This is a genomic window from Flavobacterium sp. YO12 (assembly GCF_004119495.1).
GTDB lineage: Bacteria > Bacteroidota > Bacteroidia > Flavobacteriales > Flavobacteriaceae > Flavobacterium.
Genome location: NZ_NRQU01000024.1, coordinates 36,087 through 53,833, shown reverse-complemented (window position 1 = coordinate 53,833; position 17,747 = coordinate 36,087). Strand labels below are relative to the sequence as shown.

The following is a 17,747-nucleotide window of genomic DNA, read 5'->3' as shown; positions in this document are numbered from 1 at the left end:
TCAAAATTTTTTAAATATGAAAAAGATAAATTCAATTGTTTTAGTGGTAATGATGCTTTTAGTAAGCGGAGTTTTTTATGGTCAAAACTTAAAAATTATGACCTACAACATTCGTTTAAATGTTGCTTCAGATGGAGAAAATGCCTGGCCAAATCGTAAGGATTATTTCATGTCTCAAGTGCAATTTTACAGCCCCGATATTTTTGGAGTTCAGGAAGCAACACCAAGTCAAGTAATTGATATTGCATCTGGAATGCCAAAATACAGCAAATTTGGAATAGGAAGAGAAGAAGGAGGAACAGGAGAAGCCTGCACGATTTATTACAAAAAAGACCGTTTTAAGCTTCAAGAATCTAACACCTTCTGGCTTTCAGAAACACCAAATGTAGTTTCAAGAGGCTGGGACGCTGCTTGCAATAGAGTTTGTACTTATGGTCTTTTTACAGATTTAAAAACTAAAAAAACATTTTACGTCTTTAATCTTCACCTTGATCACATGGGAGAAGTAGCAAGAGTTAAAGGCGTGCAGGTAGTTTTAGAAAAAATAAAAGCAATAAACACAAAAAAATATCCTGTGTTTTTAATGGGAGATTTTAATTCAGAGCCAAACACACCTCAGATTGCTGAAATTAAAAAAGTAATGGATGACACTAGAGATGTTTCAAAAGAAAAACCATTTGGGCCATCTGGAACTTTTAATAATTTCAAACACAATGAGCCTGTAACCTTATTAATAGATTACATTTTTATATCAAAAAACAGCGGACTCACAGTTCAAAAACATGCAGTTTTAAGTGATTCTAAAGATTTAAAATATCCTTCAGATCACTTACCTGTTCTAATAGAAATAGATTAAATATGAAAAACATCAACAAAAAACTCCAAATTTTACTGTTACTGCCTCTTATTGCGGTACAGATAAAATGCGGATCTTCAAAAAATGTTGCAAGCAATTCAGGAAAAGCACAATCTTGGATTACAACAACAGATGAAACATCAAAACTTAAAAAACAGGACGATTTAGTTTTTAGTTCAGAAACTAATGCAAACCAAACAATTGAAGTAAATCCTGCTCAGAAATTTCAAACCATAGAAGGTTTTGGATTTTCGTTAACTGGAGGAAGTGCTCAAACAATTTTAAAACTAGATAAAGCAAAAAAAGAAGCCCTGCTTCAAGAGTTGTTTTCTAGAAAAAATGATGCCATTGGTTTAAGTTACCTGCGTATAAGTATTGGAGCTTCAGATTTGAATGAAAAAGTTTTTTCGTATGATGATATGCCAGAAGGGCAAACAGATTTAAAGCTGGAACATTTCAATCTTGGTTCAGATTTAAATGATGTTGTACCGCTGTTAAAAGAGATTTTAGCCATAAATCCACAAATAAAAATTATGGGTTCTCCGTGGTCTCCGCCAGTTTGGATGAAAGACAACGGAAGCTCAAAAGGCGGCAGCTTACAGCCTAAATATTATCAGGTTTATGCCGAGTATTTTGTAAAATATATTCAAGCCATGAAAGAGCACGGAATTGTAATTGATGCCATTACACCGCAAAATGAGCCATTACATCCCGGTAACAATCCAAGTTTATTGATGCTCGCAGAACAACAGGCAGAATTTATAAAAAATCATTTAGGTCCCGCTTTCGCCAAAGCAAAAATTAAAACCAAGATTGTAGTTTACGACCACAATTGCAATAAACCTGAATATCCTTTAACCATTTTAAATGATCCAAAAGCATTGCCTTTTGTAGCAGGTTCAGCATTTCATTTATACGAAGGAGATATTAGTGCCTTGTCTACAGTTCATGATGCATATCCAAATAAAGATTTGTATTTTACAGAACAATACACAGGATCAGGAAGCAGTTTTGAATCTGATTTGAAATGGAGTGTAAAAAATGTAGTAATTGGCTCGATGCGCAACTGGAGTGTAAATGCACTTTCCTGGGGATTAGCAAATGACGAATTCTACAAACCATTTACGCCAGGCGGGTGTTCTACTTGCAAAGGTGCTTTAATGATTGATCAAAATCAGAATATTAAAAGAGAAGTAGGCTATTATATTATTGGCCACGCTTCGAAGTTTGTACCAGAAGGATCAATTAGAATTGGAAGCAATATCAGCGGAAACCTTTATAACGTTGCATTCAAAACATCATCAGGGCAAATTGCTTTAATTGTTGAAAACGACGGAAATAAAGCTGAAACATTCAATATAAAATACAATCAAAAACAAATTTCAACTACTTTAAACGCAGGAGCAGTAGCAACTTATGTTTGGTAATTAAAATAAAAGACATGAAAAAAACAACAACATTCCTCTTACTGATGGTCACATTTTTTGCGGCTGCACAGCAAGAAACAATCGATCAGAAAGTAAATGCTTTATTGAAAAAAATGACTATTGAAGAAAAAATAGGTCAATTGAATCAATATAGTAACGACAATTCAATAACAGGACCAATAACGATTAACCCAAATAAGCAGACCGAGATTAAGAACGGTTTAGTAGGCTCAATGTTGAATGTAACGGGAGTAGAATCTACTAGAAACTATCAAAAGTTAGCCATGCAGTCTCGTTTAAAAATACCAATGTTGTTTGGGCAGGACGTTATTCATGGCTATAAAACAACATTTCCATTACCATTAGCAGAAGCTGCTAGTTGGGATTTAGAAGCAATAGAGCTGGCAGCAAGAGTAGCAGCAACAGAAGCAGCCGCAAGCGGAATTCACTGGACATTTGCACCAATGGTAGATATTGGGCGTGATCCACGCTGGGGGCGCGTTATGGAAGGTGCAGGAGAAGACACTTATCTAGCATCTAAAATTGCTTATGCAAGAGTAAAAGGTTTTCAAGGAAATAAATTAGGAGATTTAAACTCTGTTATGGCGTGCGTAAAACATTTTGCCGCTTATGGAGCCGCAGTTGGCGGAAGAGATTATAACTCCGTTGATATGAGCGAAAGAATGTTATGGGAAACTTATCTGCCTCCTTTCAAAGCCGCTTTAGATGCTGGTGCCGCAACATTTATGAATTCATTTAATGATTTAAACGGAATTCCGGCTACAGGAAATGTTCATCTACAACGTGACATTTTAAAAGGAAAATGGAACTTTCAAGGTTTCGTAGTTTCAGATTGGGGTTCTATTGGAGAAATGGTAGCTCACGGCTACTCAAAAGATCTTAAAGCAGCAGCACTTTCAGCAATTACTGCAGGAAGTGATATGGATATGGAAAGCGTTGCTTACAAAAACAATTTGGCACAATTGGTCAAAGAAGGCAAAGTTTCAATAGACTTAGTTGATGATGCCGTAAAACGTATTCTTCGCAAGAAATTTGAATTAGGCTTATTTGATGATCCTTATAGATATTCTGACGAAAAAAGAGCAGAGAAAGCTTTAAATAATCCAGAAAATAGAAAAGCGGCACTTGAAGTTGCTCAAAAAAGTATCGTTTTATTAAAGAACGAAAATCAAACATTACCACTTTCTAAAAACCTAAAAACAATCGCTTTTATCGGGCCGATGGTAAAAGAGTATAAAGAAAATATGGGTTTTTGGTCTGTAGAATTGCCTAATGTTGATTACAATAAATGGATTGTTTCGCAATGGGATGGTTTACAGAATAAAGTAGGCAAGAATACTAAATTACTTTATGCAAAAGGCTGCGAAGTTGAAGGCGACAACAAAGATGGTTTTGCAGAAGCCGTTGCAACTGCAAAACAAGCCGATGTTGTTATTTTAAGTATTGGCGAAAAACGTGACATGAGCGGTGAGGCAAAAAGCCGAAGCGATATTCATTTGCCAGGTGTTCAGGAAGATTTAGTAAAAGCAATTCAGGCAACAGGAAAACCAGTTGTAGTTTTAATAAATGCAGGAAGACCTCTTGTTTTTAACTGGACTGCAGACAACGTTCCAGCGATTGTTTATACTTGGTGGTTAGGTACAGAAGCAGGAAATGCAATTGCAAATGTATTATTTGGAGATTACAATCCGTCAGGAAAATTACCAATGACATTTCCTAGAGAAGTAGGGCAGATTCCTATTTATTACAACCATTTCAGTACTGGAAGACCAGCCAAAGATGAAAATCAAAACAATTATGTTTCAGCATATATCGATTTAAAGAATTCACCTAAATTCGCTTTTGGACATGGATTGAGTTATACTAAATTCGATTATTCTGGAATGAAACTTTCTTCAACAAAAATGAAAAACAACGAAACAATTAAAGTTTCATTTCAATTATCAAATGTTGGAAAAGCAGCTGGAGAAGAAGTTGTACAATTGTATTTAAAAGATAAATTTGGATCAGTTGTTCGCCCAGTTTTAGAATTAAGAGATTTTCAAAAAGTGAAATTAAACGCAGGAGAATCAAAAACAATCGAGTTTACAATCGACAAAGAAAAGCTTTCTTTCTACAATGATAAATTAGAATGGACTGCTGAACCTGGAGATTTTGAAGTAATGATTGGAGCTTCATCAGCAGATATTAAACTAAAATCAGATTTTGAATTAGTGCAGTAATATAGAATGTCTATTAGAATTGGCGTTATGGATTTTATAAAGGGGCTAAATTATTTTAAAACCGTATTTATAAAATCCATAGCGCCAATTCCTTTGTATGAAGCATACAATGCTTTGTCAAAAGCTTCACGTTTTGCTTTTTTATCTTTAGCCTCCGTTTCAACGATCATTTCATTAAAAATTCTTTCCTGCTCTTCGCTGTATTTTAAAGAAGCTTCCAAAAGATAAGTTTTAGAAACAAAACCAAAAGAACTCCAGATTTTATCTCTAATTTTTGAATTGATTTTTTTTAACGGATTAGTGGTCATTTTCTTCTAAATTTTGTTTTCTTCGATAAGAACTATAAGTGGTATAAAAGCAGTTCTTTCTCTTTCTTTTTTAATTGTTTTTCACAATTAATCATTAAATGTGTTATTATGACGCAATGTACTTGTTTTTTTGATTTTATTTTTAATTTTAACAAAAATTGTGATTTATACACTTTTGTTTTTTTTCTGATTTTGAAAATGGATAAATGCGATTTGTAAAAAATGAAGTAAATTGCGTACACAATTGAAACTAAATGTCGTATTAATTATAAAATCAATGCTGAAATCAATTTTAGAAAATAATAAAAATTACCAGCCAGGATTGTCAATTGATAGTGTGATTTTTGGTTTTCATGATAACCAATTGAAAGTGCTGCTGATTAAAATTCCGCACAACGAAAAATGGTCCTTACCCGGCGGATTTATTCCAATTGATCAGGATATTGATACGGCAGCGGTTACTATTCTAAATGAAAGAACAGGAGTTGAAGGTGTGTTTTTAAGACAGTTTGCCACATTTGGAAAAACGAAGCGAAATGATAATCATTTTGGGAATGAAATTTTAAAACATTTAGATATTGATCCCGAACAAGGAAAATGGCTTACGCAGCGTTTTGTAACAATTGGTTATTATGCCTTAGTAGATTTTCTAAAAATACTTCCCAATCCTGTTAATAGAAATGAAGTTGTAGAATGGATCGATCATAAAGAAGTTCCAGATCTTATTTTAGATCATCGGGAAATTTTAGATAAAGCTCTTGATACCTTAAGAATAGAGCTGAATTTAATGCCCATAGGATATAATTTATTACCAGAGAAATTCACGATTCCAGAACTGCAAAAATTATACGAAACGATTTTAGATAAAAAACTAGATCGCAGAAATTTTCTTAGAAAAATAACTAATATCGGAATTCTGGTTAAACTTGATGAAAAGAAAAGTAATGTTGCTCACAAAGCACCAAACTTATATTCTTTCGATAAAGAAAAATACGATGAGGTCTTGAAAAATGGATTGAATCAAGGTTGGTAAAATTTGTTAAGTCTGATTAATAATTTGCGATTATGGTATCAATTGAAACATTCCGAAAATTAGCTTTATCATTTGAAAATGCTGCCGAAGAACCACATTTTGAAAAAACATCCTTTCGTGTCAAGAAGAAAATTTTCGCTACTTATGATGAAAAGAAAAATCAAGCCGTTTTAAAATTCAATGAAATCGATCAATCTGTATTTTGCGCTTCAAGTGAAATGATTTTTTATCCAATACCTAATAAATGGGGAAAACAAGGCTGGACAATTGTTGAACTTTCAAAAGTAAGACCTGAAATGTTTGCAGATGCTTTATTGATTTCCTACCAAAGTGTCTCTTCTAAAAAGAAATAGCGTTTTATACCTTACCTGACGATAGTTCTAAAAGTTAAATTTACCCTCGGCTTTTGAGTAGTTTTTGTTGGCGGAAGCCGATGAAGCCAATGCGTTTGTGTTTCGTCTTTCATAACCAATAAACTCCCGTGTTCTAAAATCATAGCAACAACTTCTTTAGTCTCCTTATGTTTGAAAGCAAATTTACGTTCAGCCCCAAAACTTACAGAACCAATTGCACCGTTTTTTTTCAAATCCTTTTCAGCATCGCTGTGCCACGCCATTCCTTCATCGCCCGAATGATATAAATTGAGTAAACAGGAATTGAAAGTTTCTCCTGTTTTTTCTTCTATAAAAGTTTTTAGTTCTAGTAATTCCTTTGTCCACGGAAGTGCTTTTTTCGTCGTATTCGAATACGTGTATTCAAATTCTTTATCACCATACCAAGCCACCTTTCTTTTGGTCAAAATTAATTTCCCAAAGATAATTGCTTCATCATTTTTCCATTCGATCGTATTCAATAGAATATCACGATAAAAATCGGCTTTTTCTCTCGAAAACAATTTTCCGTAATAATTAACCGTACCATCCTTAGGAAGCAGATTTGTTGTTTCGTCTATTTGAGGATTAAATAAGTCCATTTTTCCATTTTTGATATTCAAGTTTCATACAATGTCCGCAAGGCCTGAAACCATTTTGTTTAGCTTCGTTTTCCGAAGAAAAGAAAACGCGATTTTCTCGTTTCATTCTTTTTCCCGAAGAGCATTTCAGCGTTCCGTAGATTTTTAATTTTTGGTTGCCGCCGAAACAAATTTCCGCATTTTTAATTTTAATTCGAAGATCAGAGCCGAGAATTTTAATATGTTCAATCATTTGTTTGTCATTTTTTTTGCCACAGATTAAAGGATTAAAATGATTTAAAAAATCTGCTCAATCTGCGTGAAAAAAATATCGATTTTTATATCGTAGAAACACACTGCAGTGCATCTAACGTCACGTATTTTTGTCAAAAATCTTTGCGTAGACGCGCTGCAGTGTGTCTCTACAGCTATATCGAGAAACCTCTGAATCTTTGCGCCTCTGTACCTTTGAACCTTAATTTAACGCATCATGAAAAATAATTCCCAGCGTATATCTTTCACCAGATTGAATTTCGCTTACACCATGTTTCATATTAACCCGATAATACCCTTTTGAACCTTTTACAGGTCTGAAATTGGTTGTAAAAACCAAAATGTCTCCTTTTTTTGGTTTCAAAACAATAGCTTTAGATTGCGCTCTTGGTGTTTGTTGTGTTAAAACAAATTCACCACCGGTAAAATCTTCATCAGGTTCATTTAGAAAAAGGACTATTTGAATTGGAAAATAAACATCACCGTATAAATCCTGATGCAGTGTATTGAAACCGCTTTTGCCATACTTTAAAATCAAGACGGTCGCTTTTAATTGATTATTGTCGTGACACTGTTTTAATAATTCTTGGTGCTGATCAGGAAAAATGGTGTTGATATTTAGAACTTTCATCCAAGCGTTTGCGATTGGTGCTAGTTTGGGATAGATTGCAGATCGAATGTTTTGAATTAAATCAGGAAGAGGATAATTAAAATATTTGTATTCGCCTAAACCGAATCGGTAACGTTCCATTACAACCGTTTTTCGGTATAAATTTGGATTGTCATAATCAAATTTTAAATCTTCGCATTGTTCGTTATTAAGTACTTTTGGAATAATTGCAAATCCATTTTCGTGCATAGATTCGGTGATGCTTTCCCAGTTTTGAGAAGCAATTATTGATTGTATATTTTGCATAGTGATTTTAGATTGGATTTTTTTTTGCCACGAATTACACGAATGTTCACGAATTATTTTTTTTATTAATTAGAATAAAAATTAGTGCAATTTGTGGCAAAAAAACTATAGATTTATCTGCGCACCTTCCCAGCCAATTATGGCTGTTTTTCTAGTGTTTCCCCACATATAACCGCCAAAGATTCCAGAAGACTGAATCACGCGATGGCATGGAATTAAAAACGCAACTGGATTACTGCCAATTGCAGTTCCAACAGCTCTTGAAGCATTTGGCTTCTCAATTTGATGTGCAATAGTGCCATAAGTTGAAAGCTGTCCCATTGGGATTTTTAGCAGCATCTCCCAAACTTTCAATTGAAAATCAGTTCCTTTTAGATGCAGTTTTATTTCAGATAATTTGCTCCAGTCATTTTGAAATATGAACAGTGCATTTTGCTGCACTAAATCTAGTTTTCTAGAGAAAGAAGCATTGGGGAATTTGTCTTTTAAGGCATTTACGCCATTGGTTTCATCATCGGCGAAAGCCATAAAACAAACTCCCTTTGAGGTTGATGCAACAATAATATTCCCAAACGGACTTTCGGCAAAGCTGTAATTTATTTCAAGATTCCTTCCGCCGTTTTTATATTCGGCAGGAGTCATTCCTTCAATATTTACAAATAAATCATGAAGACGGCTTGTTCCCGAAAGTCCTGTTTCGTAAGCTGTTTCAGAAACGGTTGCTTGATTTTCTTTAAGCAGTTTTTTGGCATGTTCCAAACTGGTATACTGCAAGAATTTCTTCGGACTTGTTCCTGCCCAATCGCTGAAAAGTTTCTGAAAGTGAAACGGACTTAAATGCACTTTTTCGGCAACTTCATCAAGATTAGGCTGCTCTTTAAAATTAGCTTTGATATAATCTATCGCTTCCGCAATACGATTATAATTAATGGTTTCCTGTGTGTTCATTTTCATTCAATTTTATAAGGCAAATATCGATTGGTTTCTGCTGGTATAAAATCCGAATCTTGCGGAGTTTTTTTAACCGCAAAGGGCACTAAGATTTACGCAAAGTGCGCAAAGTTTTTTTTACGTAATATTGTCACCCTGAGCAAAGTCGAAGGGCAGAAAGTATGTCGGCAAAGATTGGCACAAATCTGAAACCTGAAACAAATTATTAAATCTCTTTTTCCATTTTATAATTGATAAGTATTTCATTGTGACGAATGTTTTTTTGTTCGGCTTTTGCAATAAATCCCTTCTTTTCAAAAAATGGTTTTGCAGTAATACTGATATCCGAAGTTATAATTTTGGAATGTTGTTTTTTGGCTTCGAGTTCTAATTCTGTCAAAAGTTTATCAGCAATTCCTTGTCGTTGAAAACCTTTATGAACGTAAAAGAAGTCAATATAGCTTCCGTCTTTTAAAGTTCCAAAACCGGCGATTTGGTTTTCAATAATTATTAAAAGAACAAATTGCGTTTCAATAACTTCAAGCCAGCGTTCTTTGTTTTCTACGCCAGAAATCCAAGCTTTGATTTGTGCGGGATTATAATCATTCTTGCAAACAGATTGTATGGTTTCTATATACAATTGCTGCATTTCGTCTAAATCTGAAAGTGTGCCTTTTTTGAAAATCATTAATTTGTTGATTTATTGTGATGTTTCATTTATTATAGTGTTATAATGATGAAAAGTGATTTAATGCGCTGTAGTTTTAGAAAAAACATTAATTACAACAACTCCAATTATAATTAAGCTTAATCCAATTATGGCAGGTAAATCAGGAATTTCTTTAAAGAAAATAGCGCCAATAGTGGTAATTAAAACAATGCCGACTCCTGACCAAATAGCATAAGCAAAACCAACCGGAATAGTTCTTATAGCAAAACTTAAAAAGTAAAATGCAGCAAAGTATCCTACAATTGTAATAATGCTGGGAATAAGTTGAGTAAACTGCTCCGATTTTTTTAATGCAGTTGTGGCAATAATTTCGAAGACAATGGCGATAAACAAAAATAAAAAATTCTTCATAATTAAGTTTTTTACAAAGTTACGTTTTGTACAAAGCAGGAAGCAATTATTTAAGTTTATCTTTTTTTGTTGAAACGCTTATTAATTTATAACCATTTTCAGTTCTTAAAAACTCAAAATGATCCTGTCCGAAATTTGTTTTGTTTTTTGAATTGATGACAATATCCATAGTAGGGTAAATCCAGTCTTTAGATTCATTGCAATTATTGAAATACATTTCGTATTCGGCAGATTCAAAAATAAATTGATTCAAACCGTCAGCCGAAATGAAGTAATCTGCTTTTGCAGTATTTAACTCTTGAAGTTTAAGCTTTAAAAAATTGTAATTATTATTTATGAATTTACTTTTGGGGTTACTTATCCAGCCCATTGGTTCTTTCCAATAGGTAATTTTGTCAAAAGATTGTTTTAAAATATTAGCTTTAGATAAATCTTTGAGCAAACTGTTTGTCAGCCAGTCTTTAAACTCTTTTTCAAAGTTTATAAACGAATAATAGTGACCGTCAACTCCAAGAAAACATTCTCTTATTGGATCTTTACTCGGCACTGTTGATTTTTCTAGAGAATAAAAATTAAGGTTATCATTGTATGCAAAATCGTCAATTAAAATATTGTTATTGATGTCGATTAGAAACTCTTTTCCCCCAGCCCAGAAAAAGTGTTCTCCATCTCTTACTTTTTCAGCATCTTTTAATCCTATAAAAGTTCCATTTCTAACTTTAGTTAAATTGCTGTATACTGCAGGAATTACGATTTTACCTTCGCCATTAAACATTCCCATTTTATCCGTTTTACGATCTGTAAATCTTATAAAACCTTCATTTTCACAATCTGGACCATTGTCAAAAATATATAAACTGTCTCGGCCAACAATTTTTCCTGTCTTGGTTAAATAATAGCTTTCCCATTTTTGATTATTTCCTTCCGTAACGGCTATAATATTCTCGAATTTATGAGCGATTGTAAATCCCATAAATTTTGGCTCAATTTTGATGATGCCGTTTTTATCTTTAAAACCAATATGAGTTGAATCTTTATCTGGAAATGAGATCCAAATATCATTGCTTTGGGCAAATACAGTTAAGTTTAAAAAGAAGAAAACAGAAAAAAGAATACTCTTTTTCATAAGATTTATTTATCGTAAATGAATTTCTGATTCCTTATTTTTTGCTTCATCAAAGCAATCGCTGCATAACATTTTAAAATCAGCTTTAGCTTGAAAAACATCAGTCCATTCTTCACCATTGTCCAGAAGATATTGTTCGCATTCTCCACACCAAGCAATCTGCGGAAGATCTTCTTCGGCTTCTGAATAGAAAAAGCCTGTTTTTTCGTCTGAATCTATTGCCATTGCAATATGAATACAGCCAAAAGACATTTCTTTTGAGCCATGTACTTCACATAAAATATTTTCGATCATTATTTTATAAAATTTTACTTTTTTGCAAGTTATTAGATTTCAAATTTAAGCATAAAAAAGAAAATTCTATTTTTAGTTATAGCATTCTATTAAGGGTTGAATGAGAATCCAACACTAAAAAACAATCTTACTTTGTCAATATTATTTATCCAAGAAGTATCAAAATGAATAGGTCCTAAAATCGATTGATAAGAAATAGAAGCTCCTCCAGATAGTACAAGACTAGGGTCAAAGCCATCATCCCATTTTCCTTTTGGACTAAATGCTTTGTTGATGTATTTATCAAAAGATTCAAACCCAACAGTTGCGATATTAAAATGGGGAGTTAGGTAGATTTTTCCCATAAGGTTTATTTGAGAAGCTAGTTTTAAGCCCATATATTGTGAAACATTGAGTTCGTCTTCGTGCAGGCCTGGAAATGAAAAACGATTGCCGCCTGAACTAGGTATGATTCCGCCTAAAAAATATCTTGAGGCATAACCAAAATCCGAATAAGAGATTTGATCGTCTGTAAGTTTATCCTCAAAAGTAAAATAAGAATCAAACCCAATGATTCCCGTAATTTTCTTTTTTAAAAGGGCTCTTTTTTCAAAACTGAAGCCAAGTTTTGTGTAACCATTAGTTGTACCAGATATGTTTGTTTTATCTGGGTCATTAATAGAGGCGTAAACATCAGACAATAAAGATCGAGTTACATTTGCTTTTAAAATTGTTCCGTTTTCAGCAAAGAAAACTTTATCCATGTCATTGTAGAAATAATGCATGTTTAATTCTATAGTGTTCAAGGAGTAAGTCTTGATGTCGATTGAGTTAGGGTTATATTCTCTTTCGTATTTTGGTTTTAAATTGGCATATTGATAGAGCAAGCCATAACCAAAATAACTTTTTAATGAATTTATATTTCTATTGATTTCATTATTAAATTCAACAGAATTATAAAGCACATTATCTGAAGCCCTGCCGTTAAAATAAATTTCTTGTCTTAATAATGCTCCATAAAGTTCAGACGACCACCACCAATCTCGGTTTTTTCCAAAATTTTTCTGATAATTGATTCTTGCTTTTGGCTGCTCAGCTATATCTGCAGTTATAAGAAGGCGAGATGCTCTGGCAAGAACATTTCTGGCAGTGTAATTAAAAATGATTCCAACGCCACGATAAGTGTCATAATGTACAGATGTGTTCAGTTGGTTTTTGGCGCGTTCATGCCCAAAGATGGTAACACCTAGTTTGTTGTCATCTTTGATGAAATAGTTATATGTAATTTCATCAAAAAGATTGGTACCCATTGCTCTGTTAATACCTGCTATTAAATCTTTTGTAGTGTATTTTTTATGTGTTTTTAGATTCATTCTTCCTAATACGAGAGCAAGATTTTCGGGACTGATTTTTTTGTAAATAATGGTATCAAGAATAATTTCTGAGGGCATTTGTGGTAATTCGTGAATACGTTGTTGGTACCCTTTTAATTTTTCGGATAATGCTATTAAAGCAGGAAGATTTTCATTTGTTGCAATTTTACCATCTTTATAGATTTCTGCACTATTTGCAAAATCTGCAGTCGAAAAGCGAAGGTTTGGCATGTGATCTATTAAAATGTCGCAGAGTTTTCTATTTGCAGGATTCTTAATGTTACTAGGGAACATACTGGTTTGTGTCAATATAGTTATAACATTGTTCAGTTTGTCTATTGGTTCCAATCCGCCTCCAACATCACTGCCAATAATAATGTCGGCACCCATTTGTTGGGCGACATCAGTAGGGAAATTATTTAAAACGCCTCCATCAACTAATACTGTTTTTTCGTATGACATAGGTTTGAAAATAGCAGGGAGCGACATACTGGCTCTCATTGCATAAGCTAAGCTGCCTTTGCTTAAAATGACCTCCTTTCCTTCAGACAAATCTGTAGCCATGGCTCTAAACGGGATAGAGAGGCTGTCAAAGTTTCTAATGTTATATACCGGGTAAGTTAATTCAGAAAGATATTCTCTTAAGTTTTGATCGTTTAATAAAGAACCAATACTGTTTAGTTTTTTGTTTTTAATCCCAATTCCAACTAAATATCTTTGAAATTCTCTTTTTTCCTCTACGCTGACAGATTTTAATGATTGTCCGCCGCCAAGTAATTTATCCCAATTAATATTTTTGGTTAGCTTTTCTATACTGTCACCAGAATATCCCATTGCGTATAAACCGCCAATGATACTTCCCATACTATTTCCAACGATAAGATCAGGAACGATGTGCAAAGAATCTAGTTTTTGTAAAAGCGGAATATGCGCAATTCCTTTTGCCCCGCCGCCGCTTAAAACCAATACGACTTTAGGTTTCTTTTCCTGCGAAAAAATAATTTGCGGGAGGCTGAGTAAAAATAAGAAAGCGAATAAATAAGATGTTTTTTTCAAGATTACAATGTTTATGTATTTGAGAAATAAGGGCTTATTTTTATTTTTAAAATTAAGGACTTATTTCTAAAAAGTAGAATTTTTTGGTTGAAATGTTTAAAAAGACAATTTACTCATTCTTATAAAGCCTTAAAAATTAAAAACCCTCACATTTCTGTAAGGGTTTTTATAAATCTGAAAACTGCGATTTTTAGTATCTGTAGTATTCTGGTTTGAATGGACCTTCAACTGGAACACCAATATAAGCAGCTTGATCGTCACGTAAAACTTCAAGTTCAACGCCTAATTTAGCTAAGTGTAAAGCAGCAACTTTTTCATCTAAATGTTTTGGTAACATGTAAACTTCATTTTTGTAGGCTGCACTGTTGTTCCATAATTCGATTTGTGCCAAAGTCTGGTTTGTAAATGAGTTACTCATTACAAAACTTGGGTGACCTGTAGCACAACCAAGGTTTACTAAACGACCTTCGGCCAAGATGATGATATCTTTTCCAGCGATGTTGTATTTGTCAACCTGAGGTTTGATTTCGATTTTTGATGCACCGTGGTTTTTGTTTAACCAAGCCATATCGATTTCGTTATCGAAGTGACCAATGTTACAAACAACAGTTTTGTCTTTCATTTGTTCGAAGTGCTCTCCAAGAACAATATCTTTGTTTCCTGTAGTAGTAATGATGATGTCAGCATTAGCAATTACAGTGTTTAATTTTTTAACTTCATAACCGTCCATTGCAGCTTGTAAAGCACAAATTGGATCGATTTCAGTAACAGTTACGATAGAACCAGCACCTCTGAAAGAAGCTGCAGTTCCTTTTCCAACGTCACCGTATCCGCAAACTACCACTCTTTTTCCAGCTAACATTAAGTCAGTTGCACGACGTACAGCATCTACAGCAGATTCTTTACATCCGTATTTGTTATCAAATTTAGATTTAGTAACAGAGTCGTTAATGTTGATAGCAGGCATTGGAAGAGTTCCGGCTTTTACTCTTTCGTAAAGTCTGTGAACACCAGTTGTAGTTTCTTCAGAAAGACCTTTAATTCCAGGAACTAATTCCGGGTAACGATCAATAACCATGTTAGTTAAGTCTCCACCGTCATCCAAAATCATGTTCAATGGTTTTCTGTCTTCACCAAAGAATAAAGTTTGCTCAATACACCAGTCAAATGATTCTTCGTCAAGACCTTTCCAAGCATAAACTTGAATTCCAGCAGCAGCAATAGCAGCAGCAGCTTGATCTTGAGTAGAGAAAATGTTACAAGAAGACCAAGTAACCTCTGCACCAAGAGCAATTAAAGTTTCGATTAAAACTGCAGTTTGAATCGTCATGTGTAAACATCCAGCGATACGAGCACCTTTAAGAGGTTGTTCGTCTTTATATTCAGCGCGAAGAGCCATTAAACCTGGCATTTCAGCTTCAGCTAGTTCAATTTCTTTTCTTCCCCAAGCAGCCAGAGAAATGTCTTTTACTTTGAAAGCCACATAAGGCGTAGTCGTTGTACTCATTTATAGTATATTTGTAATTGTAAAATTTTTGCAAATTTACATAATAGCTTTTTATTTTTACTACTTTCTGTAAGATTTATGAAATCTTTAATTTCTTAATATATAGAACATTAGTTTGTAAATTGTTTTAAACCATATAAGTGATGTAAGTTCATTTAAAAAAGGATTCGTTGTAATGCGCTTTGTTTTGCTTAAATTTACTTAATGCATTTTTTTGAACCAGAAGTTATATTTTCTTATATCACTTATATGGTTTAAAAACTCATAATTGACAACTCATAATTTATAATTAAAAAGTAATGCCTTTATTTCGAACCATACAGTTTAACGAAACCACAAAAATTTTAATTTGGGAAATAACAGAATCTTTTGATGAATTGTATAGTAAGGTTACCTTAAAAGAGAAGACGCAGCGCAGGCTTGACGGAATGAAATCACAACTGCATCAGCGCGCTTTTTTAAGCGTTCGTATGCTGATTCAGGAAATAGGTTTTACAGATCATGATTTGCATTATGACGAATTTGGAAAACCTTATTTTGATTGTCATAATCATATTTCGATAACACATTCCTATCATTTTGCGGCAATAATCGTCAGCCATGAAACCGTAGGAATTGATATGGAATTACAACGCGAAAAAATACTTCGCATTGCAGATAAATTTGTAGATACTGAATTTGATTATTTAAAGCCAAATGTTTTAGAGGATTATGTAAAGAAGCTTACTGTTATTTGGGGTGCAAAAGAAGCCATTTTTAAAATCAGAAACGAGAAAGGCATTAGTTTTAAAGATCATATTAGAGTTGATGATTTTTCTTTGAATAAAGCTAAAACCAACGCCAGTCTTCATTTTGATGATTTAGTGAAAGATTTTGATGTGCATTATGAAGAAATAAAATCAGATAATTTTGAGGGTAATTTTACATTGGTTTATGCTTTTGAAAAGTAAAAAACCCAACTTTATGATATTTAAATTTATTGAAAGAAATAATTAAGCATTAGCATCTTTTTTTCGATGTTCAAACATACTCATGTACAAAAAAGTGCTCATTTTTCTGGCACGTCTTTTTAGTATTTCGACATTTTCACCTTCAAAATTTTCATCTAAAGTTTGAAACCAATGATTAAGCCAGATTCCAAATTCATTTGAAGTAATCTGCCCCTTAAAATGAGCATCAACTTCATTATGAACAGCAATAGGATTACCAGCATATTTCTTTATACCAAACAAATTCATTTCCCAAAAATCAGTCAGCTTTTCCAGATGTGAATCCCAATCTTTAATCATTTCATTAAAATAAAAGCCAATTTCTTCATCGGCTCTTATTTTTTCATAGAATCGATGGACTAGAAAAGACACATCTGCTCTATTTTCTATTTGTTTTTTACTCATGTAAGACTATTCAAAATAATAAATAAAACACTAAAAAAAGCACTTGCAAGAAGTAAGTTAAAAACCACTTTATGCTTCATTTGAGCTAAAATTGAAGTGTTTACAAAGATACAAACTAAAACAATAACAGCCAGTTGTATCATTTGCGGAATAGAAGTTCCATTGGCAAGAATAAACATTGCTGCAGCGGCTCCTAAACAGCTTTGGCCAATTACAGCCATTGTTGCAGAACCAATATAATTTTTGTCAAAATTTTCGAATGTTGTTTGATAAAGTGTCATGATATTAAGTTTTAGAATAACAAAGGTACAGGCACCTTGACGCTGTTATTTATGACTTAAATCATAAAACAAAATCTTTTTTATCGATATACTTTTCGGTTTATTATTTTTAGCTGTCCCTTTTTTTCAAGTGCTTTTATGGCTCTAATAACGGTTTCAACACGCAGTCCGGTTAAGTCTCCAATTTGCTGTCTGGTAAAACTAATAAGATGTCCGTTAGCCTCTTTTTTAAAATTAAAATAAGCAATTCCGTGATCTATTAATTTTAAAACCCTATGCTCAGGTTCATGAGTCGATATTTCTGCCGCCATTATAGATTTGTAATACAAACGCTGCGCAAGATTTTCAATTATGTTAATGCTCACAGAAGGGTTTTCCTGCAGCAGTTTCATAAAAGTAACTTTTGGCAGAAGAAAAATTTCAGTGTTTTCGACAGCAATAGCATTTGCTGGATATTTTTGATTTAAAAATAATGGAGGTTCTCCAAAAGACTGATCTTTATAAAATATCCCCTGAATAAATTCTCTTCCATCATCATTATAATTACTCATTTTAATTTCGCCTGAAATAATTTGATAATAATGTGTTGGCAGATTTCCTTCTTCAAAAAGAATTTCATTTTTATCGATAGTCTTTCTTATCGCGTCATATTTTTCTAATAATTCGGAAGCAATCATAAAAAATATTTTAAAGCTGTTTTTACAAAGATAATTCATTC

The 17,747-nt window shown here is 33.2% G+C and carries 20 protein-coding genes; 6 read left to right on the top strand and 14 right to left on the bottom strand.

Going from position 1 to position 17,747, the window contains the following annotated elements; genetic code table 11:
• The first annotated feature begins 16 nt into the window (after window positions 1-16).
• Genes BOW55_RS10065 through BOW55_RS10055 form a run of 3 tightly spaced genes read left to right on the top strand, consistent with a single transcriptional unit; the run spans window position 17 to window position 4,526 of the window.
• Window positions 17-856, top strand: coding sequence for an endonuclease/exonuclease/phosphatase family protein (locus tag BOW55_RS10065; RefSeq protein ID WP_129024020.1), 840 nt, complete (start codon window positions 17-19; stop codon window positions 854-856).
• Between the two features lie 2 nt (window positions 857-858).
• Complete coding sequence (locus tag BOW55_RS10060) at window positions 859-2,283, top strand: glycoside hydrolase family 30 beta sandwich domain-containing protein (RefSeq protein ID WP_129024019.1); 1,425 nt, start codon at window positions 859-861, stop codon at window positions 2,281-2,283.
• A 14-nt stretch (window positions 2,284-2,297) separates the two neighbouring features.
• Entirely contained in the window at window positions 2,298-4,526 is a 2,229-nt protein-coding gene (locus BOW55_RS10055; RefSeq protein ID WP_129024018.1) for a glycoside hydrolase family 3 N-terminal domain-containing protein, read from the top strand.
• Between the two features lie 50 nt (window positions 4,527-4,576).
• Here BOW55_RS10055 and BOW55_RS10050 read toward each other — a convergent pair whose 3' ends face one another.
• Window positions 4,577-4,834: a hypothetical protein gene (locus tag BOW55_RS10050; protein ID WP_089052644.1), complete on the bottom strand. Its 258-nt coding sequence runs from the start codon at window positions 4,832-4,834 to the stop codon at window positions 4,577-4,579.
• Between the two features lie 277 nt (window positions 4,835-5,111).
• On the opposite strand from BOW55_RS10050, the gene BOW55_RS10045 reads away from it, so the two are divergent.
• Both BOW55_RS10045 and BOW55_RS10040 read left to right on the top strand, forming a co-directional pair.
• Entirely contained in the window at window positions 5,112-5,867 is a 756-nt protein-coding gene (locus BOW55_RS10045; RefSeq protein ID WP_129024017.1) for an NUDIX domain-containing protein, read from the top strand.
• Between the two features lie 32 nt (window positions 5,868-5,899).
• Complete coding sequence (locus BOW55_RS10040) at window positions 5,900-6,220, top strand: MmcQ/YjbR family DNA-binding protein (RefSeq protein WP_129024016.1); 321 nt, start codon at window positions 5,900-5,902, stop codon at window positions 6,218-6,220.
• Between the two features lie 11 nt (window positions 6,221-6,231).
• Here the strand turns inward: BOW55_RS10040 and BOW55_RS10035 are convergent, their stop codons facing one another.
• The 10 genes from BOW55_RS10035 to ahcY form a co-directional block, all read right to left on the bottom strand.
• Entirely contained in the window at window positions 6,232-6,840 is a 609-nt protein-coding gene (locus tag BOW55_RS10035) for an alpha-ketoglutarate-dependent dioxygenase AlkB (protein WP_129024015.1), read from the bottom strand.
• Window positions 6,827-7,072: an Ada metal-binding domain-containing protein gene (locus BOW55_RS10030; protein WP_129024014.1), complete on the bottom strand. Its 246-nt coding sequence runs from the start codon at window positions 7,070-7,072 to the stop codon at window positions 6,827-6,829. Before BOW55_RS10030 ends, BOW55_RS10035 begins: the two co-directional genes overlap by 14 nt.
• Window positions 7,073-7,294: 222 nt before the next feature.
• Window positions 7,295-8,008: a 2OG-Fe(II) oxygenase gene (locus BOW55_RS10025; protein ID WP_129024013.1), complete on the bottom strand. Its 714-nt coding sequence runs from the start codon at window positions 8,006-8,008 to the stop codon at window positions 7,295-7,297.
• 105 nt (window positions 8,009-8,113) lie between these two features.
• Window positions 8,114-8,956, bottom strand: coding sequence for a methylated-DNA--[protein]-cysteine S-methyltransferase (locus BOW55_RS10020; RefSeq protein WP_129024012.1), 843 nt, complete (start codon window positions 8,954-8,956; stop codon window positions 8,114-8,116).
• A gap of 208 nt (window positions 8,957-9,164) precedes the next feature.
• Window positions 9,165-9,626 (bottom strand): GNAT family N-acetyltransferase, encoded by a 462-nt coding sequence (locus BOW55_RS10015; protein ID WP_129024011.1) that lies wholly within the window; start codon window positions 9,624-9,626, stop codon window positions 9,165-9,167.
• Window positions 9,627-9,686: 60 nt separating this feature from the next.
• Window positions 9,687-10,019 carry a multidrug efflux SMR transporter gene (locus BOW55_RS10010; protein WP_129024010.1) on the bottom strand — a complete coding sequence of 111 codons (333 nt, stop codon included), beginning with the start codon at window positions 10,017-10,019 and terminating at the stop codon, window positions 9,687-9,689.
• 46 nt (window positions 10,020-10,065) lie between these two features.
• Window positions 10,066-11,145, bottom strand: coding sequence for a hypothetical protein (locus BOW55_RS10005; RefSeq protein WP_129024009.1), 1,080 nt, complete (start codon window positions 11,143-11,145; stop codon window positions 10,066-10,068).
• A gap of 9 nt (window positions 11,146-11,154) precedes the next feature.
• Window positions 11,155-11,439, bottom strand: coding sequence for a hypothetical protein (locus BOW55_RS10000; RefSeq protein WP_129024008.1), 285 nt, complete (start codon window positions 11,437-11,439; stop codon window positions 11,155-11,157).
• A gap of 89 nt (window positions 11,440-11,528) precedes the next feature.
• Complete coding sequence (locus BOW55_RS09995; protein WP_129024007.1) at window positions 11,529-13,847, bottom strand: patatin-like phospholipase family protein; 2,319 nt, start codon at window positions 13,845-13,847, stop codon at window positions 11,529-11,531.
• 190 nt (window positions 13,848-14,037) lie between these two features.
• A complete protein-coding gene (ahcY, locus tag BOW55_RS09990; RefSeq protein WP_129024006.1) occupies window positions 14,038-15,354 on the bottom strand; it encodes an adenosylhomocysteinase in 1,317 nt (438 codons plus the stop codon).
• A gap of 299 nt (window positions 15,355-15,653) precedes the next feature.
• On the opposite strand from ahcY, the gene BOW55_RS09985 reads away from it, so the two are divergent.
• Entirely contained in the window at window positions 15,654-16,304 is a 651-nt protein-coding gene (locus tag BOW55_RS09985) for a 4'-phosphopantetheinyl transferase superfamily protein (RefSeq protein ID WP_129024005.1), read from the top strand.
• 42 nt (window positions 16,305-16,346) lie between these two features.
• Here BOW55_RS09985 and BOW55_RS09980 read toward each other — a convergent pair whose 3' ends face one another.
• From BOW55_RS09980 to BOW55_RS09970, 3 genes are all read right to left on the bottom strand, one after another.
• Complete coding sequence (locus BOW55_RS09980) at window positions 16,347-16,748, bottom strand: group III truncated hemoglobin (protein WP_129024004.1); 402 nt, start codon at window positions 16,746-16,748, stop codon at window positions 16,347-16,349.
• Complete coding sequence (locus BOW55_RS09975) at window positions 16,745-17,029, bottom strand: hypothetical protein (RefSeq protein WP_089052658.1); 285 nt, start codon at window positions 17,027-17,029, stop codon at window positions 16,745-16,747. The genes BOW55_RS09980 and BOW55_RS09975 overlap by 4 nt, the downstream gene beginning before the upstream one ends.
• 80 nt (window positions 17,030-17,109) lie before the next feature.
• Window positions 17,110-17,706, bottom strand: coding sequence for a Crp/Fnr family transcriptional regulator (locus BOW55_RS09970; protein ID WP_129024003.1), 597 nt, complete (start codon window positions 17,704-17,706; stop codon window positions 17,110-17,112).
• Window positions 17,707-17,747 lie beyond the last annotated feature (41 nt).

Coding starts and splice junctions, on each gene's coding strand:
- BOW55_RS10065 (WP_129024020.1), top strand. CDS start 17: ATGAAAAAGATAAATTCAATTGTTTTAGTGGTAATGATGCTTTTAGTA.
- BOW55_RS10060 (WP_129024019.1), top strand. CDS start 859: ATGAAAAACATCAACAAAAAACTCCAAATTTTACTGTTACTGCCTCTT.
- BOW55_RS10055 (WP_129024018.1), top strand. CDS start 2,298: ATGAAAAAAACAACAACATTCCTCTTACTGATGGTCACATTTTTTGCG.
- BOW55_RS10050 (WP_089052644.1), bottom strand. CDS start 4,834: ATGACCACTAATCCGTTAAAAAAAATCAATTCAAAAATTAGAGATAAA.
- BOW55_RS10045 (WP_129024017.1), top strand. CDS start 5,112: ATGCTGAAATCAATTTTAGAAAATAATAAAAATTACCAGCCAGGATTG.
- BOW55_RS10040 (WP_129024016.1), top strand. CDS start 5,900: ATGGTATCAATTGAAACATTCCGAAAATTAGCTTTATCATTTGAAAAT.
- BOW55_RS10035 (WP_129024015.1), bottom strand. CDS start 6,840: ATGGACTTATTTAATCCTCAAATAGACGAAACAACAAATCTGCTTCCT.
- BOW55_RS10030 (WP_129024014.1), bottom strand. CDS start 7,072: ATGATTGAACATATTAAAATTCTCGGCTCTGATCTTCGAATTAAAATT.
- BOW55_RS10025 (WP_129024013.1), bottom strand. CDS start 8,008: ATGCAAAATATACAATCAATAATTGCTTCTCAAAACTGGGAAAGCATC.
- BOW55_RS10020 (WP_129024012.1), bottom strand. CDS start 8,956: ATGAACACACAGGAAACCATTAATTATAATCGTATTGCGGAAGCGATA.
- BOW55_RS10015 (WP_129024011.1), bottom strand. CDS start 9,626: ATGATTTTCAAAAAAGGCACACTTTCAGATTTAGACGAAATGCAGCAA.
- BOW55_RS10010 (WP_129024010.1), bottom strand. CDS start 10,019: ATGAAGAATTTTTTATTTTTGTTTATCGCCATTGTCTTCGAAATTATT.
- BOW55_RS10005 (WP_129024009.1), bottom strand. CDS start 11,145: ATGAAAAAGAGTATTCTTTTTTCTGTTTTCTTCTTTTTAAACTTAACT.
- BOW55_RS10000 (WP_129024008.1), bottom strand. CDS start 11,439: ATGATCGAAAATATTTTATGTGAAGTACATGGCTCAAAAGAAATGTCT.
- ahcY (WP_129024006.1), bottom strand. CDS start 15,354: ATGAGTACAACGACTACGCCTTATGTGGCTTTCAAAGTAAAAGACATT.
- BOW55_RS09985 (WP_129024005.1), top strand. CDS start 15,654: ATGCCTTTATTTCGAACCATACAGTTTAACGAAACCACAAAAATTTTA.
- BOW55_RS09980 (WP_129024004.1), bottom strand. CDS start 16,748: ATGAGTAAAAAACAAATAGAAAATAGAGCAGATGTGTCTTTTCTAGTC.
- BOW55_RS09975 (WP_089052658.1), bottom strand. CDS start 17,029: ATGACACTTTATCAAACAACATTCGAAAATTTTGACAAAAATTATATT.
- BOW55_RS09970 (WP_129024003.1), bottom strand. CDS start 17,706: ATGATTGCTTCCGAATTATTAGAAAAATATGACGCGATAAGAAAGACT.